This window comes from Herbaspirillum lusitanum P6-12, from assembly GCF_000256565.1.
Lineage (GTDB): Bacteria > Pseudomonadota > Gammaproteobacteria > Burkholderiales > Burkholderiaceae_D > Herbaspirillum > Herbaspirillum lusitanum.
In genome coordinates this window covers 1-15,257 of record NZ_AJHH01000479.1, presented here as the reverse complement: position 1 = coordinate 15,257, position 15,257 = coordinate 1, and the positions used below count along the sequence as shown (strand labels likewise).

The 15,257-nt window shown below is 60.4% G+C and carries 15 protein-coding genes and 3 pseudogenes; 7 read left to right on the top strand and 11 right to left on the bottom strand.

Annotated elements, in window-relative coordinates; translation table 11 throughout:
• Positions 1-147: 147 nt before the first annotated feature.
• The 6 genes from HLUSI_RS0116030 to HLUSI_RS0116005 all read right to left on the bottom strand — a co-directional run bounded on the left by HLUSI_RS0116030 (position 148) and on the right by HLUSI_RS0116005 (position 5,254).
• Positions 148-1,416: a cation:proton antiporter gene (locus tag HLUSI_RS0116030; RefSeq protein ID WP_016834939.1), complete on the bottom strand. Its 1,269-nt coding sequence runs from the start codon at positions 1,414-1,416 to the stop codon at positions 148-150.
• Positions 1,417-1,630: 214 nt separating this feature from the next.
• Positions 1,631-2,197 (bottom strand): hypothetical protein, encoded by a 567-nt coding sequence (locus HLUSI_RS0116025; RefSeq protein WP_016834938.1) that lies wholly within the window; start codon positions 2,195-2,197, stop codon positions 1,631-1,633.
• An 11-nt stretch (positions 2,198-2,208) separates the two neighbouring features.
• Entirely contained in the window at positions 2,209-2,403 is a 195-nt protein-coding gene (locus HLUSI_RS33290) for a hypothetical protein (RefSeq protein WP_016834937.1), read from the bottom strand.
• A gap of 148 nt (positions 2,404-2,551) precedes the next feature.
• On the bottom strand, positions 2,552-4,201 hold the full coding sequence (pgm, locus tag HLUSI_RS0116015; protein WP_016834936.1) for a phosphoglucomutase (alpha-D-glucose-1,6-bisphosphate-dependent): 1,650 nt from the start codon (positions 4,199-4,201) through the stop codon (positions 2,552-2,554).
• 272 nt (positions 4,202-4,473) lie between these two features.
• Positions 4,474-4,833 (bottom strand): hypothetical protein, encoded by a 360-nt coding sequence (locus HLUSI_RS0116010; protein WP_040503560.1) that lies wholly within the window; start codon positions 4,831-4,833, stop codon positions 4,474-4,476.
• Between the two features lie 169 nt (positions 4,834-5,002).
• The gene (locus HLUSI_RS0116005) at positions 5,003-5,254 is read right to left on the bottom strand and encodes a GlsB/YeaQ/YmgE family stress response membrane protein (RefSeq protein WP_016834934.1); all 252 of its coding nucleotides are present in this window, start codon (positions 5,252-5,254) and stop codon (positions 5,003-5,005) included.
• A gap of 1 nt (position 5,255) precedes the next feature.
• Between HLUSI_RS0116005 and HLUSI_RS0116000 the strand changes: the two genes are divergently transcribed.
• The 5 genes from HLUSI_RS0116000 (at position 5,256) to HLUSI_RS0115980 (ending at position 9,318) form a co-directional block, all read left to right on the top strand.
• A complete protein-coding gene (locus tag HLUSI_RS0116000; RefSeq protein ID WP_040503555.1) occupies positions 5,256-5,543 on the top strand; it encodes a hypothetical protein in 288 nt (95 codons plus the stop codon).
• Positions 5,544-5,665: 122 nt separating this feature from the next.
• Positions 5,666-6,607 (top strand): UTP--glucose-1-phosphate uridylyltransferase GalU, encoded by a 942-nt coding sequence (gene galU, locus HLUSI_RS0115995; RefSeq protein WP_016834932.1) that lies wholly within the window; start codon positions 5,666-5,668, stop codon positions 6,605-6,607.
• A gap of 268 nt (positions 6,608-6,875) precedes the next feature.
• The gene (locus tag HLUSI_RS0115990; RefSeq protein WP_016834931.1) at positions 6,876-7,871 is read left to right on the top strand and encodes a M14 family zinc carboxypeptidase; all 996 of its coding nucleotides are present in this window, start codon (positions 6,876-6,878) and stop codon (positions 7,869-7,871) included.
• Positions 7,868-8,626 carry an alpha/beta fold hydrolase gene (locus HLUSI_RS0115985; protein WP_016834930.1) on the top strand — a complete coding sequence of 253 codons (759 nt, stop codon included), beginning with the start codon at positions 7,868-7,870 and terminating at the stop codon, positions 8,624-8,626. Before HLUSI_RS0115990 ends, HLUSI_RS0115985 begins: the two co-directional genes overlap by 4 nt.
• 254 nt (positions 8,627-8,880) lie before the next feature.
• Complete coding sequence (locus HLUSI_RS0115980; RefSeq protein WP_016834929.1) at positions 8,881-9,318, top strand: hypothetical protein; 438 nt, start codon at positions 8,881-8,883, stop codon at positions 9,316-9,318.
• Positions 9,319-9,446: 128 nt separating this feature from the next.
• On the opposite strand, the gene HLUSI_RS0115975 is transcribed toward HLUSI_RS0115980, so the two are convergent.
• The 3 genes and pseudogenes from HLUSI_RS0115975 to HLUSI_RS29010 all read right to left on the bottom strand — a co-directional run bounded on the left by HLUSI_RS0115975 (position 9,447) and on the right by HLUSI_RS29010 (position 12,029).
• Entirely contained in the window at positions 9,447-9,764 is a 318-nt protein-coding gene (locus HLUSI_RS0115975) for a hypothetical protein (RefSeq protein ID WP_016834928.1), read from the bottom strand.
• Positions 9,765-9,816: 52 nt separating this feature from the next.
• Entirely contained in the window at positions 9,817-10,962 is a 1,146-nt protein-coding gene (locus HLUSI_RS0115970; protein ID WP_016834927.1) for a branched-chain amino acid ABC transporter substrate-binding protein, read from the bottom strand.
• Between the two features lie 198 nt (positions 10,963-11,160).
• Positions 11,161-12,029 (bottom strand): annotated as a pseudogene (locus HLUSI_RS29010) (MOSC domain-containing protein).
• 148 nt (positions 12,030-12,177) lie between these two features.
• Between HLUSI_RS29010 and HLUSI_RS0115960 the strand changes: the two are divergent.
• Positions 12,178-12,630 (top strand): CopD family protein, encoded by a 453-nt coding sequence (locus tag HLUSI_RS0115960; RefSeq protein WP_040503558.1) that lies wholly within the window; start codon positions 12,178-12,180, stop codon positions 12,628-12,630.
• Here HLUSI_RS0115960 and alaC read toward each other — a convergent pair.
• Both alaC and HLUSI_RS29000 read right to left on the bottom strand, forming a co-directional pair.
• On the bottom strand, positions 12,627-13,859 hold the full coding sequence (alaC, locus tag HLUSI_RS29005; RefSeq protein WP_016834922.1) for an alanine transaminase: 1,233 nt from the start codon (positions 13,857-13,859) through the stop codon (positions 12,627-12,629). The genes HLUSI_RS0115960 and alaC overlap by 4 nt on opposite strands.
• Before the next feature lie 159 nt (positions 13,860-14,018).
• Positions 14,019-14,911 (bottom strand): annotated as a pseudogene (locus HLUSI_RS29000) (LysR family transcriptional regulator).
• A gap of 127 nt (positions 14,912-15,038) precedes the next feature.
• Between HLUSI_RS29000 and HLUSI_RS28995 the strand changes: the two are divergent.
• A pseudogene (locus HLUSI_RS28995) lies at positions 15,039-15,257 on the top strand (alpha/beta hydrolase); the annotation flags it as partial.

Below are 15,257 nucleotides of genomic sequence, written 5' to 3'. Positions count from 1 at the left end.
CAGAGCCCACGGGTGGCGCCACCGGCCACCAACGTCACAGCAACAGGCTACCCGCTGGCGCGGGCGCTGCGTATAGGACAAACACTTTTTCGGGCTTCCGCAACTCTTACGCCGGCGCAGCCGCAAGCAGCGAAGGTCGGCGATGCGTCATCCTTTCGCCGCCACGCGCTTGCGCCAGTACAGATGCATCAATGGCGTCGATGAAATGCCGTGCAACAGGATGGACAGGGCCAGCACCGTCAGCACATCCTGTGCGATGCGTGCCGCGAGCTTGTCATGCCAAAATTGCAGCACGAAGCACAGGTAGTAGAGCGAGCCGACGCCGCGAATGCCAAACCAGGCGATCAGCCAGCGATGCGAGATCTCGGTGCCGGAGCCGAGCAGCCCAAGCGCCACCGCAATCGGCCGCACGATAAAAAACAGCAGCGCCGCAATCAAGACGCCCTCGCGTGATAATCCATATTCGGACAAAAGGATGCCGATCAGCAGCACCATGAAAAACTCGGCGAAATGCTCCAGCTGCTGATTAAAGCCGAGCACGGTTTCGGTCAGGTAAACCGGCGCCTGTTCCGGATGTACGGCGGCGTTCTTGCCGCTGTCTTGCGCGGCAGCGATCAATTCGCCGGCCGGCTTGTCCCCGCTGCGGGCGGACTCCACCTGGCGCATCGCAAGACCGGCGGCGAACACCGCCAGGAAGCCGATGCCATGGATCAGCTCGGCCACGCCATACGACAGCATGATGACGCCGATCGCCATGAATTCTTCCATGCCGAGCGCGAGGCCGAAACGCTGGCGAGCAAATAGCACCGTGCGCGACAAGGCCCAGCCTGCCAACGCACCGCAGCCGATGCCGGCAATCACGCCCCAGGCGACGAACCAGCCGAAGTGATCCACCTGAGCGATGTCATCGGTAACGCCCAGCAGCATCAATGCCAGCAGCACGAACGGATAAGCGCTGCCGTCATTGAGACCGCCCTCGCCGCTCAGACCGAATCTGAGTTGGTCCGGGTCATCGACGTTCTGGATCTGCACGTCGGAAGCCAGCACCGGATCGGTCGGCGCCAAAATCGCGGCCAGCAACATGGCAACCGCAAACTGCAACCCGAACAGGAAAGCGAGGCAGATCGCCAGCAATGGCACCGTGATCAGCATGGACACCACGCCCAGGCGCAACGGCAGCCACCACAAGCGGCTGCCCTCGCCACGGAACGCCACGCGCAGTTTGAGGCCGACGGTAAATAGCGACAGCAGCAAGGCCACGCGCGTGATCACGGTCAACGCATCGGCGTGCGACTCAAGATCGATACGGATCAGCCCGACGCCGGAGGGACCGAGCAGCCAGCCGATCGGCAGGTACAGCATGGCGGCGTTGAACGGCAGGCGCTCGAGCACCGGCTCGAGGAATACCATGAACATCAGCAGGATGCCGGCGATCAGGAAGTAGACGGTAGGGATGTCGATGTGCGCTCTCCGGTCGTGGCATGTGAATGAGCATGTGAATGAGCATGTGACAGCGGCAGCTGACTTCCAGGAAGGTCAGCTGCCGCAAGCGCGCCGATACATGACGCAGGATCAGCCGCAGAAAAAATCAGCTACGGCGAAGGTGCATGAACCATGAAAATTTGACGCCTCAGTGCTGCTCCGAAGCGGTGCCGTCCTGCTTGCGCGGCAGCAGTCCATCGTCGGCATTGGAGCCCGGGTCCTCGGTGCCGTCGGGTTCGACCTGGGCAACGGCTTGGGGCGGCGTCTCGGAATCAGAAACCGCGCCGGCAACCACGGGCGCAACTGCGACAAAACGCAGCAGTTCCGCCGACGCCGCAGGCAACTCGCTGGCATGCGCTGAAACGTCTCGGGCATTTTGCCCGGTACCGGTTTCGACATAGTTGTCATCGCGCGCATCCGATTCATCGCCGGTCAGGTCGCCGCCGGCCTGTTGATCGGTGAAGCGCGGGGTACCTTGATACATCGGACGACCGAGCGGGTCTACAAAATTGGAGCGTGCCGGCGGTTGAGCTTGTTCCGGATTTTGACTTTGACTTTGGCTTTGCCCCTGCCGCTGGCTTTGCTGCATTGACGTCTTGTCATCGGTCGTGGCGGTCATACTGCTCTCCTTGCCTGATTGATTTGCCGGTGTTCCAGGCGTGCTATGTGCCTGGCTTTCAATGAGGGCATGCAGGATCATGCTTTCGGCAAACATGTCACCGGTGCCTAATGCTTGCGCGCAGAGCCGGACTTGCGGCCGCCGCCGGAGACTTTGTTTTCGGTCGCCCATGCACGACGTTCGGCCTCTTTGTGGCCTACGCCGCGCTTTTCATAGCCGGCTTCGATATGCGCTGCCTGACGTTTCTGCTTGTCGGTATAGGAAGATTTATCGCCTCTGGGCATGATGAACTCCTTGAACATGAGATGTCGGACAGTTCATTTTAAGCACCACTGCGCCGCTTGCCAGCAGGACAGCCACTTATTCCCCTGTAGGAGGATCAGCAGAAATGCAAAGTGGAAATAAAAAGCGGCATGCAGCGCAAACGCCACAGGCCGCAAAAAAACGGAGTTAACCGGCCGCGAGCGCGGCGCTGACGATTTCCTGGGCTTCGGCAAAGATGCTCTCGAGATGCGTCTCGTCGCGGAAGCTTTCGGCGTAGATCTTGTAGATGCTCTCCGTGCCGGAAGGACGTGCCGCGAACCAGCCGTTGTCGCTGACGATCTTGACGCCGCCGAAGGCCTTGTCGTTGGCCGGCGCGGTGGTCAGGATCTGGCGGATTTCTTCGCCGGCCAGTTGGGTGGAACGTACATTTTCTGCCGACAGTTTCGACAACAGTTTTTTCTGCTCCGGCGTGGCGGCCGCCTCGATGCGGCCGTTGCAAGGCAAGCCCAGCTGGTCGGTCAGATCCTGATAGATTTCGCCCGGGTCGCGGCCGGTGCGCGCGGTCATTTCGGCAGCCAGCAAAGCGGCGGTGATGCCGTCCTTGTCGGTGCTCCACGGCGTGCCGTCGAAACGCAGGAATGAGGCGCCTGCGCTCTCTTCGCAACCGAAGCCGAGACTGCCATCTTGCAGCCCGTCGACAAACCATTTGAAGCCGATCGGCATTTCCTGCAATGGCCGATGCAACTGCGCGGCGACCCGATCAATCATCTGGCTGCTGACCAGCGTTTTGCCGACGCCGGTGTCGGCGCGCCATTCCGGGCGATGCCGGAACAGATAAGACACGGCGGCCGACAGGTAATGATTGGACGGCATCAGGCCGACGCTCTTGGTGACGATCCCGTGGCGATCATGATCGGTGTCGCAGGCGAAGGCGATATCGAATTTGTCCTTCAGCGAAATCAGTTCGCGCATTGCGTATTGCGACGATGGATCCATGCGGATCTGCGCGTCCCAGTCCATCGGCACGAAGCGGAAAGTCGGATCCACTTCCTTGTTCACGACGGTCAGTTTGAGGTCGTAGCGATCAGCGATGGCGCCCCAGTAATGCACGCCGGCGCCGCCCAACGGATCAACGCCGATACTGATGCCGGCGTCGCGGATCGCGTTGAGGTCGATGATGCCGGGCAAATCGTTGATGTACGTTTCCAGGTAATCGTACTGATGCGTGCTGGCGGCGCGCACGGCACGATCGTAAGGAATGCGCTTGACGTCGCGCACTGCGTTCTGAAGATACACGTTGGCGCGCTTCTCGATCCAGTTGGTGACATTGGTGTCGGCCGGACCGCCGTTGGGCGTGTTGTACTTGAAGCCGCCGTTATCGGGAGGATTGTGCGAAGGGGTTATGACGATGCCGTCGGCCTGCGCCAGGGGATGCATGCGGTTATGCATGAGGATGGCGTGCGATATCGCCGGTGTGGGCGTGTATGGCGTTCCGCGCGACACCATGGTCTGCACGCCATTGGCGGCAAGCACTTCGAGCGCGCTGGCGAAGGCCGGCGCCGATAACGCATGCGTATCGATGCCGATGAAGAGCGGAGCGCTGATGCTGCTCTCGGCACGATAGTCACAGATCGCTTGCGTGATCGCCAGGACATGCCATTCGTTGAAACTGTAATTGAGCGAACTGCCGCGATGCCCCGAGGTGCCGAACGCAACCTGATGCGGCGCAATGCCCGCGTCGGGACGCAGACTGTAATAGCTGGTCACCAGCCCCGGCACGTCGACCAGGGAAGAAGTAGCGGCGCGTTGACCGGCCAGTGGACTGATGCTGCTCATGTCGTATCGTTTCTCGGAATAGGGAATGAATCTCAAGGGAGGAATTGCCGTACCGCGCGGCGTTAAAACCGCAGGCACTGCTGCGGCCGAACCGCCATGCGGCGTGAATCCTCTGACCCGCCATTGTAGCGCCGACAGCAGCTGATCGCGTGCGCACTTGCACACTCGCTGAAGTGGCGAAGAAAAATGTTGCGAAGAAAAATGTTGCGACGAAAGATGTTGCGACGAGACGATCCGGATAAACAGCCGGATCGTCCCGGCCGTCAGAGGCGTTACGCCATGCTGATCATGGGCAGGGAATAACCCGCTTCGCGCAGCTTGCTGCGGCGCGCCTTGTTGGCCGCTGCAAGTTCTTGCAGGGACATCGCGCGCTCTTCCGAATAACTGCGCGTGATGCTGCTCTGCTCCACGGTCGCCAAGGCCTGCGCCAGCCGCGGATAAAGATTTTCGCGGCGGCGCTGATTGGCTTGGGCAAGTTGCGCTTTGACATCCTCAGTCAGTACATGCGGCTGGCTGGGCTGGTAAGGCTGCGACACACTGGAAAACGTACGCGTGGGCTTCACCGGGCTGCCTGACGCGACGCCTGATGAATGGATGGAAATGATTCTGTCGTTGGTTTCTGTAGTCTGCATGATCTTCACTCCCGCAATGAAGGAATCTTCTGCACGTTTTGACTGTACACGAGATATCGACTGCGAACGATACATGAGTGACAACGTCCGCAGTCTTCTTTGTACTCTTTCTTTGTACTCTATTTTTCCGTACGCCAACAGGTCGCGCCGACGGCGGCGCCAAGCCCGGCTAAGCGCGTCGGATGAGCCTCAGGATCAGCAGAAGGACGACCGCGCCGATAGTAGCGGTAACGATCGACGCAGCGATGCCGCCGCCCACGCCGATGCCCAGCAAACCGGCCAGCCAGCCGCCGATGAAGGCGCCGACAATACCTACCAGAATATCCACCAGCAAGCCGAAGCCGCCGCCCTTGACGAGTACGCCGGCGAGCCAGCCTGCGACTGCGCCGATGATCAGCCAGACAATAATTCCATGAGACATGATGTTCCCTTTCAAAGTTATTTTTCTTGAAACCCCCACTGCAACCCCAACGCAACACATGAAGTCATATGAAGTCACCGTGGAGGCGCAAGCGGTTGACAGAATCTTATTTGCCGAACTGAAACTGCAATATCGGACAGCGGCCAATTCCCTTGTAGGACAAGCGGCAAGCACACACGTTCAGGGGTCGCTCGGCTTGTCCTGCATTCTCGAATTCCTACAAATCAAAAGGAATGTTTCCTATAGCCAAACACCGGTCGAATTTTTTATGCTGGCGTCGACTAATTAACGGGGGAACACCGTGCATCAGCTTCGCAGGGTCCGAACGTACATCAACAACCGCCTTGGCCGCCGGTTTTTCTCACCTGGGCCTGTCCATATTCCTCCTTCGTTCAATCATCAAGGAACATCATGAAAAAAATCACTAAAGCCGTCTTCCCCGTTGCGGGCCTCGGCAGCCGCTTTTTGCCTGCCACCAAAGCGCAGCCAAAGGAAATGCTGCCGATCGTCGACAAGCCGCTGATCCAGTACGCGGTTGAAGAAGCCGTTGCAGCTGGCATTACCGAAATGATCTTCATCACAGGCCGCAACAAGCGTGCAATCGAAGACCATTTCGATACGGCATATGAGTTGGAAACCGAACTCGAAGCCGCCGGCAAAACCAAGCTGCTGGAATTTGCGCGCAACGTCATTCCCAAGCATGTCAATTGCGTCTACATCCGCCAGTCGGCGCCGCTGGGTCTGGGCCATGCCGTGCTGTGCGCCAAACCGCTGGTCGGCGATGAACCGTTCGCCGTCGTGCTGGCGGACGATTTCATGGACGCACCGGAAGGCGGCAAGAATGTGCTGGCGCAGATGCTGGACGTGTTCGAGACCGAGCAAAAAAGCCTGCTCGCCGTGCAGGACGTACCGCGCAGCGACACCAGGCAATACGGCATCGTCAGCACCGGTCCCGGCAGCGCGCACAGCGATCGCCTCGACGTCATCAGCGGCATCGTTGAGAAGCCTGCGCCGGACGTCGCGCCCTCCACGCTCGCCGTGGTCGGCCGCTATGTGCTGACCCCGGGTATCTTCGAACGCCTGGAAAACATCGGCAAAGGCGCCGGCGGCGAGATCCAGCTGACCGACGGCATCGCCGACCTGATGCGCGACGAAACCATCCTCGCCTATCGTTACGAAGGCCAGCGCTACGACTGCGGCTCCAAGCTGGGCTACCTCAAGGCCACGGTGGCGATGGGCGCCAAGCACGCCGAAGTCGGCAAGGAATTCAGCGAATACCTGCATGAGGTCCACGCCGCCGAAGAAGAAAAGAGTATCGCGCAGCCGCCGGTCCAGCTGGCCAAGATTGCCTGAGCCGGCGCCAGCAGGCCCAGGCAGGGATTTCCCGTAGCGCCGTAGTCTCCTGTAATTCGCAGTCGTTTTTTCATTCACCTTCCCCTCTTGGCCTGTCCTCGTCATCTCAACGATGGCGACGACAGGCTCCTTTTTTGCGGCGACGCCCGCAGTTCACACGCTTGAAACACGCTTGTCATTTTGCTGCCGCAATTGTGTGCAAGAATGGGGGAGGACAGCAGTCCCTACTGCCCCACAATGACGTTGCGCCCAAGGAGCCGGCAGCCGCATGGATTCGAAGCTACCTGAACTGATCGAACTGGAACGCATCATCCAGGCTGGCGCGCCGCTGCTGGAAGCGCGCTCCGCCTGCAACGTCGAATTCCGTGGGTGTCACTTTCCGGTGTACGTGCTCAGCATCGGCAGCACCGATCCGCAAGCGCCGGCGGTCGGATTTTTCGGCGGCGTACATGGGCTGGAACGCATCGGCACGCGCATTTTGCTAGCCTTCCTGCGCAGCCTGCTGGGCCGCCTCAAGTGGGACAAGGTGCTGCATCATCAACTCGAATCGGTACGGTTGATCTTCATGCCGCTGGTCAATCCGGCCGGCATGTGGAACAACACCCGTTGCAACGCCAACGGTATCGACCTGATGCGCAACGCGCCGGTCGATTCGCTGGAAAAAGTCCCCTTCATGCTCGGCGGCCAGCGCTTCAGCGCCCGCCTGCCCTGGTATCGCGGCCCGGCCGACGCACCGATGCAGGCCGAAGCGCAGGCACTGTGCGATGTCGTGCGGCACGAACTGAGCAGCCGCAAATTCAGTGTCGCGCTCGATTGCCATTCGGGTTTCGGCCTGCAGGACCGCATCTGGTTTCCGTTCGCGCACAGTTCGCAACCGATACGCCACATGCCGCAAATCCAGGCGCTTCAGGACTTGTTCAGTCAGACCTACGCCGACCACAATTACCTGTTCGAACCGCAGAGCATGCAATACCTGACGCATGGCGATTTGTGGGATTACCTGTATCTGCAGACTGCGGCGGAGACCGATCACGTGTTTCTGCCGCTGACGCTGGAGATGGGTTCGTGGCGCTGGGTGAAGAAGAACCCGCGCCAGTTGTTCTCGCGCGCCGGCATGTTCAATCCCAACAAACCACATCGCCTCCAACGCGTACTGCGCAGTCATCTGGTGTGGTTCGATTTCCTCACGCGCGCCGCTTGCGCGCATCAGCATTGGCTGCCCAGCGAAGACGGCAGCACCCCGGTCATGGTGACGCCGGCATGAGGCCGTGGATCCTGTTGCGCGGCCTCATGCGCGAGACCCGGCATTGGGGCGAATTTCCGCAGGTGTTGGCGGCGCATTTTCCGGCCGCCGGGATTGTCATGCTTGATCTGCCCGGCAACGGCAGCCTGCACCGTCAGCGCAGTCCGGACTATGTGCACGACATGAGCGAAGCCTGCCGCCGCCAGTTACAGGAGCGCGGCATCGCGCCGCCCTATAACCTGCTGGCGCTATCGCTCGGCGCCATGGTCGCCTGCGACTGGGCGACGCGGCATCCCAGCGAGGTCGACAAGGCGGTGCTGATCAATACCAGCCTTCGCCCTTTCAGTCCGTTCCATCAGCGCCTGCGGCCGCGCAATTATGCGACCTTGCTGCGGCTGGCCATCGGCAAGGACGACGACGCCTGGCGCGAACGCACCATCCTGCGGCTGACCAGCAATCGCCATCCGCCGGCGCGACTGCTTAGCGAATGGATGCGCTATCTGCGTGAACGGCCGGTGACGCGCGCCAACGCCTTGCGTCAATTGTCGGCGGCGATGCGTTATGAAGCGCCGCGGCAACCACCGGGTGCAGACTTGCTGGTGTTGTGCGGGATGGGCGACCGGCTGGTCAACCCGCATTGTTCCATAACGCTTGCACAGCAATGGCAGGCGCCGCTGCGCGCGCATGAGAACGCGGGACATGACCTGACACTGGATGAGCCGGAATGGGTAGCACGGCAGGTACACGACTGGATATCGGCGGCAGGGGCATCGTGATGCAACGCACATTCAAATGACGATGGCAACGATTACATTGCTTTCATTTGAAAGAAAAATCGGTAAAAGATGCTGAAATCAGGCAGGTATTGCGTTTGCGATTGCCGAATGCGGCAAAAAAATATATATTGTTTATATTATTTTTCAAGGGAGCGACCATGGCAACACAAAAACCTCAGGCAAAAACAGCTGTTCGTGCAACAGCAACAAAGCCTGCAGCAAAGTCAGCAATCAAGCCGGCAGTCAAAGCAGCAGTGAAGACTCATGCTGCAAAGAAGCCCGCAGTAAAGAAGATCGCAGCCAAGCCGGCAGTCGCCGCCAAGACCGTCCCCGCCAAGAAGCCGGTCGTCAAGGCCGTTGTACCGGCACTGAAGAAGCCGCTGGCGCCGATCGCCAAGACCACCGTGAAACCGGTCACGAAGCCGATTGCCAAAGCCGTCGCCAAGATCGAAAAGAAGGCCGAATTGAAGCTCAAGAAAGTCAAGCAAGTGCGTGACAGTTTCACCATGCCGGAAACCGAATACGAAGTCCTGGGCCAGGTCAAGAAAGCCTGCCTCAAGGCTGGATTTGAAATCAAGAAAAGCGATCTGCTGCGCATCGGCGTGTCGCTGATCAAGAACCTGGAAACCGGCAAGCTGAAGACGCTGCTGGCAGGCTTGACGCCATTGAAGGTCGGCCGTCCGAAGAAATAAGCAAGCGCCGTCATCTGTACATCATCCCCGGACGCAGGACACGGACTTGCCGGGGATGAAGTCTTCATTGATTATTCACCGCCAGGTTTCACCGCTCCCCCTTCCGCACCAATCCCTACTGCATCACATCAGAACACCGGCAAGCGCTCCAGTGTATGCCGCGATCCCGTCTCCTCGCCTTCCGCAGGCAGGATGGCAATCGTCTTCAATCCCGGCTTGAGTTTCACTGCATGAACGCGCGGCCCCGCCACGACCTGTTCGCCTTCGGGGAAAATCGTCCACACTTCTTCGCCGTATTTGAGCGCTTCCAGGACGTGGATGATATGGCTTTCGCTCGGTGTGCTGGTCCAGCGATTGGTGTCGGTGTCCGCCAGCCCCCAGCGCACGTATTGCACGTGGCCTTGCTTGTTGAAGCTGACGGCGGTAATGATGCGGATGACGGGCATGTAGTCCTGGGCAGTTGATTGGTTTGAATGCGTTGATTGTTCCGCGGGTAGTTTACTTCTTGCCGCCGATTGTTTTCAGCGGCGTCCATTTCTGGTTGCGGACCTGGTAAATGGTGAACACAGGATTGGCAAGATTGCCCTCCTCGTCGAACGCCACCGGCCCGGTCAGGCCATTGTGCCTGACCTGATGCATCGCTGCCACTATCCGGTGCCGTTCGAGCGAGTTGGCTTGCCGTATTGCCGCCACCAACACCTGCACTGCATCATAGGAAAACGGCGCATACAAGCCCATGTCGTCGCCGTGACGGCTCTTGTAGGCCTTGTCGAACTGTTGCCATTGCGCTCCCTTGTAGGACGCGGGACCCGGCTCCAGCGCGATGGTGCCGTTGCCGGCCTCACCTGCGGCCTTCAGGAACTGCGGCCCCACCGTGCCGCCGACGCCGATCAGCGGCGCCTCGATGCCGAAGCGGCGCAACTCGCGCGCCAGTTGCCCGGCCTGTGCATCGAGACCACCGAAAAAGACGGCATCGGGATTCTGTTGCCGGATGTTCTTGAGCACCGCGTTGAAATCCGAGGTGCGACTGCTGATGCCGTATTGACTGACTATATTGCCCTTGAATGATTCGACCGACTGCGCGAACTGCCTGGCGTAGCCGTTGCCGAACGGGGTCTGGTCGTCGATGATGGCGATGCGCTGCGCCTTCAGTTGGCGCACCACGTATTCGGCGGTGTAATAGGCGTTCTCGTCGTCATGCGGAACGATACGAAAAGCGGTCGGGAAGGATTGCTGGGTGTAGGCATGCGAAGTGGTCGCCTGCGCGATCTGCACCACCTCGGCCTTGTTGTAGATGCGCGAAGCCGGGATGCCGACGCCCGAGTTCCAGTGACCGATCACGCCGACGACACCGCTCTTGACCAGGTAGTCCGCCACCAGCAAACCGGTGCGCATATCGGAGCGGTCGTCCTGCACCAGCAGCTTGAACACCAGCTTGTCGCCGTTGATGTGGAGGCCTTGCCGGTTGGCATCCTCCACTGCGATTTCCGCCGCCTGCACCAGACTGGCGCCAATGGAACCGGATGCGCCGGTCAACGGCGCCGCGTAACCTATCAATACCGTCCGGTCTTCGGCCGTTGCAGCCACGGACAACAACGCTGCCGCGCCGAAGCACAGCAGTTTCAAAAAACCCAGCAGCTTCATTCGTTCGTTTCCCCAGATTCTCAACAAGTCGCTTGCATGAAAGACATCGATAACCTGAACGGATATCGCAAGTTTTATGCCTCCCCGAGGGAATGTACCTCAAACAACGGCTGCCGAGTATGACAAATAAAAGAACGCGGTCGTGAGGAAATTGCTGCCAATGCTGCAGCGGAATATCCAAGGATCAGAAGGCCGGGTTCAAAAAGCCAATTCTCCCGCGACGTCCTGTCCGACCGCGAGCAGATTGCCCCAGCCCTGCACCACGATCGCGTTCTGACCGAACGTCAGGCCGCCGCCGACGCGCTCGTTGGCGCGGTAAACGGCCATCGTGTCGAGCGGCTCATCAGGCCAGTCGGCGTCGCGCAGGCCGGTCTGCTGATCGATGCCGGGCACCGGGCAGCGCGCACACGGCTTGACCAGCCTGAGCACGACTTCCCTGCCGGCCGGACCGAAGCTCAGCGTATCGAGATAATCCTCTTCGTAGGCTTCCAGCCCGGACAACACCAGGTTGGGCCGGAAGCGATCCATCGGCAACGCCGGCGCGCCCTTCTTTTGCAGGCGCCGGTTCAGGTCTTGCAGCGATGCTTCGCCCACCACCAGGATGGGAAAACCGTCGGAAAATTGCGTCGTCGCCATGAGGTCGCCGGTCCAGCGCGGACTGCAGATGCGCCGGGCCTGCGGATCGAAACGCACCAGCCGCACCTCGGCCTGCAGGTAATCCGAAAACCAGCGATGGGCAGCGGCGCGCCGCAGTCAAGCGCTTCGACGCCGTCATCCCAGATCGTCACCGCCAATCTGCCGGCGCCGTCCTCAATGCGCGACGGCAAATGAAGGTCGGCCATACCCGGCGCACGCACGGTCAGCAACGCAGGCGTATCGTGTTCCAACGCTGTCGAGATCGTCGCCATGCGTCCATGTTCGCGTTGCGACAGGAAATGTCCGTCACTGTCGACCAGCATCCAGCTCCGATCCAGATTCAGGCCAAACTCGCCGACGGCGGCTTGCGGCAAGCTGATGCCGCGGCAGGATTTGATGGGATAGATGTGCAAGGCGCTCAAGGTAATCATGGGTCGGTCTTCACTGGGATATTTTTCTGATCTGGGGCAATGCGAATGGCGTCGACCTGTACTTGCGCCGGGCATGCGACAATCCGCTTTCGCCGGACTGCCTGCAGTCCATTGCCGGGTTCACCACATATGGATCACTTTTGCCATGATGCTCTTCGCCAAATATTTGCATATTCTCGGTTTCACCGTCTGGGTCGGCGGCATGTTCTTCGCCTACCTGTGCCTGCGTCCGGTTGCGGCCGCCGTGTTGCAACCGCCCGCGCGACTGGCGTTGTGGAACGGCGTGTTCGGCAAGTTCTTCACGTGGGTGTGGCTGGCGATCGCGCTGATCCTCGCCAGCGGCCTGCCCATGATGGCGCAGATGGGCAAGCCGCCGGTATACATCTCCGGCATGGCCGGGCTCGGCATCCTGATGATGCTGATCTTTGCGCATCTCTTCTTCGCACCCTACAAGCGCCTCAAGCGCGCCGTGGCCGCTGAAGACTGGGCTGCCGGCGGGGCCGCACTCGGACAGATCCGGCGCATCGTCGGCATCAACCTGATCCTCGGACTGATCGTCGTCACCCTCGGCGCGCTCGGACCGCTGCTCACACAGGTTTAAGCTTTGCGGACGGCCTTGTCTTTCGACGGGGCTTCCTTTTCACCGCGCAGCATGGCCTTGATGCCGCGGATCGCCTGGCGGATGCGCGCTTCATTTTCGATCAGCGCGAAGCGCACGTATTCATCGCCGTATTCGCCGAAGCCGATGCCGGGCGAGACGCAGACCTTGGCCTTTTCCAGCAACTGACGCGCAAATTCCAGCGAGCCGAGATGGCGGTAGGCCTCGGGAATGCGCGCCCAGATGTACATGGACGCCTTCGGCACATCAACCATCCAACCGGCTTCATGCAAGCCTTTGACAAGCACGTTGCGACGGCTTTCGTAATTGGCGCGGATTTCTTCCACGCAGGATTGGTCGCCTTCCAGCGCAGCAATCGCCGCCACCTGCACCGGCGTGAAACTGCCGTAGTCATGGTAACTCTTGATGCGCGCCAGCGCCGCCACCAGTTCCTTGTTGCCGACCATGAAACCGATGCGCCAGCCAGCCATGTTGTAGCTCTTGGACAGCGTGAAAAATTCCACCGCGACTTCGCGTGCGCCTTCGACCTGCATGATGGAGGGCGCCTTCCAGCCGTCGAAGGTAATGTCGGCGTAGGCCAGGTCATGCACCACCAGGATGTTGTGCTCGCGCGCCAGCTTGATCACGCGCTCGAAGAATTCCAACTCCACGCATTGCGCGGTCGGATTCGAGGGGAAGCCCAGCACCATCATCTTCGGCTTGGGATAGCTCTCGCGGATCGCGCGCTCCAGCTCGGAAAAGAAGTCCACGTCCGGGCTCATGCGCACCGAGCGGATGTCGGCGCCGGCAATCACCGCGCCGTAGATATGAATCGGGTAACTCGGGTTCGGCACCAGCACGGTGTCGCCCTTGTCCAGAGTCGCCAGCATCAGATGCGCCAGGCCTTCCTTGGAGCCGATCGTGACGATCGCTTCACTGTCCGGGTTGAACTCGACGTCGTAGCGGCTCTTGTACCAGTGCGCGATGGCGCGGCGCAGACGCGGAATGCCTTTCGAGGCGGAATAGCCGTGCGTGTCGGGGCGCTGCGCCACCTCGACCAGCTTCTCGACGATGTGCGGCGGCGTGGCGCCGTCGGGGTTTCCCATCGACATGTCGATGATGTCCTCGCCACGGCGGCGCGCAGCCATCTTGAGCTCGGCGGTGATATTGAAAACGTAGGGGGGAAGACGATCGATGCGCGCAAAGCTGCGCGGACTGCGGGATTGAGTCATGTTGTACTTTCACGTGAGCGCCCGGAACCGTCCGAGCGACGTTGGACCCAGGAGGTCCGTTGACGATTCTACGTCAACTGTTTCGCGCTTGGGAAGAGGTCGTGTGCAAAAATATTTCCTTCATCCCATGTCCATAAAATCTCAACAATCCAGGACGAACTATGGCTTCACGCCTTCCTGCGCCAGGAACGTGATCAGGCTGCGCACGCGCGCCGGCAACAGGCGTCCCGGCAAATGCAAGGCATACACGTGGTCGCCGATGCCGACTTCCACCTGCGCCTCCGGCAGCAGATTCACCAACCGTCCCGACGCAAGGTCTTCGGTGACGAAGTAATCGGGCATCACCGCCACGCACAGCGAGCCGCTTCGCGCACCACGTCGAGATCGTTCGACAGCAGCACCGTCTCTTTCGCCAGCGGCATGGCGACGCCGCCGCGCGAGATCAGCGGCTGCGTGAACTGCCGGCTGCGCGAGAAGCCCGCCAGCGGCAGTGCCGCCAGGTTGCCGGCCGCGAGCTCGGCGGCGTAACGACCGGCAAGGTCGGGACTAGCGCACAGCCGCCACGAAATGCCGAACAATTTCTTCGCCACCACGTCGTCAGGCAACGTCGACGCCACGCGAATCGCCAGGTCCACCGGATCGCTGGTGATATCAACCGCCTGCTCGCTGAAACGCAAGTCCACCTGCACGCGCGGATTGGCCTGCATGTAGGACATCAGCAGCGGCTTGAGCCATACCGAACCCAAAGTCAGCGGCGCCGAAATCCGCACCAGTCCGGCAGTGTCTTCGTTAAGGCCGTGCGCCAGCATGTTGGCGTCCTTGAGGATGTCGGCCATGCGGTCTGCGTGTTCGGCCAGCCGGTAGCCGGCTTCGGTCAAGCCGACCCGGCGCGTGGTGCGCATCAGCAACTGGCAGCCCAGTCTCCCTTCGATCGCCTTGATGCGGTGGCTCAGCGCGGAACGGGACAGACTCAGCGCCTTGGCGGCCTTGCTCAGGCTGCCGGCCTTGGCGACGTGGCAAAAGATGATGAGGGAATTGGCGTCGAGGCTCATATTGGTGAGTTAAGTTCAACAAATTGATGAAGACAGCATAGCTTATGCGAACACGAAACGCTTCCTACAATAAGGGCGCCACAACAATTTCGTGATTTACGACCCGATTCCGTCATCCATTACCTCCATGCGCATTGAATCGCCCATCCAGATCGAAGCGACCGACGGCTACCTGCTCGGCGCGACGCTGTTCTATACCGGGGACGCGCCGCTGCCCGGACGCGTCGCGATCATCAACTGCGCCACGGGGGTGAAGGCAACCTACTACGCGCGCTATGCCCGCTTCCTCGCTGAGCACGGCTATCTTGCAATCACCGCGCGCGCGCGCGCGCGCGCGCGCGCGCGC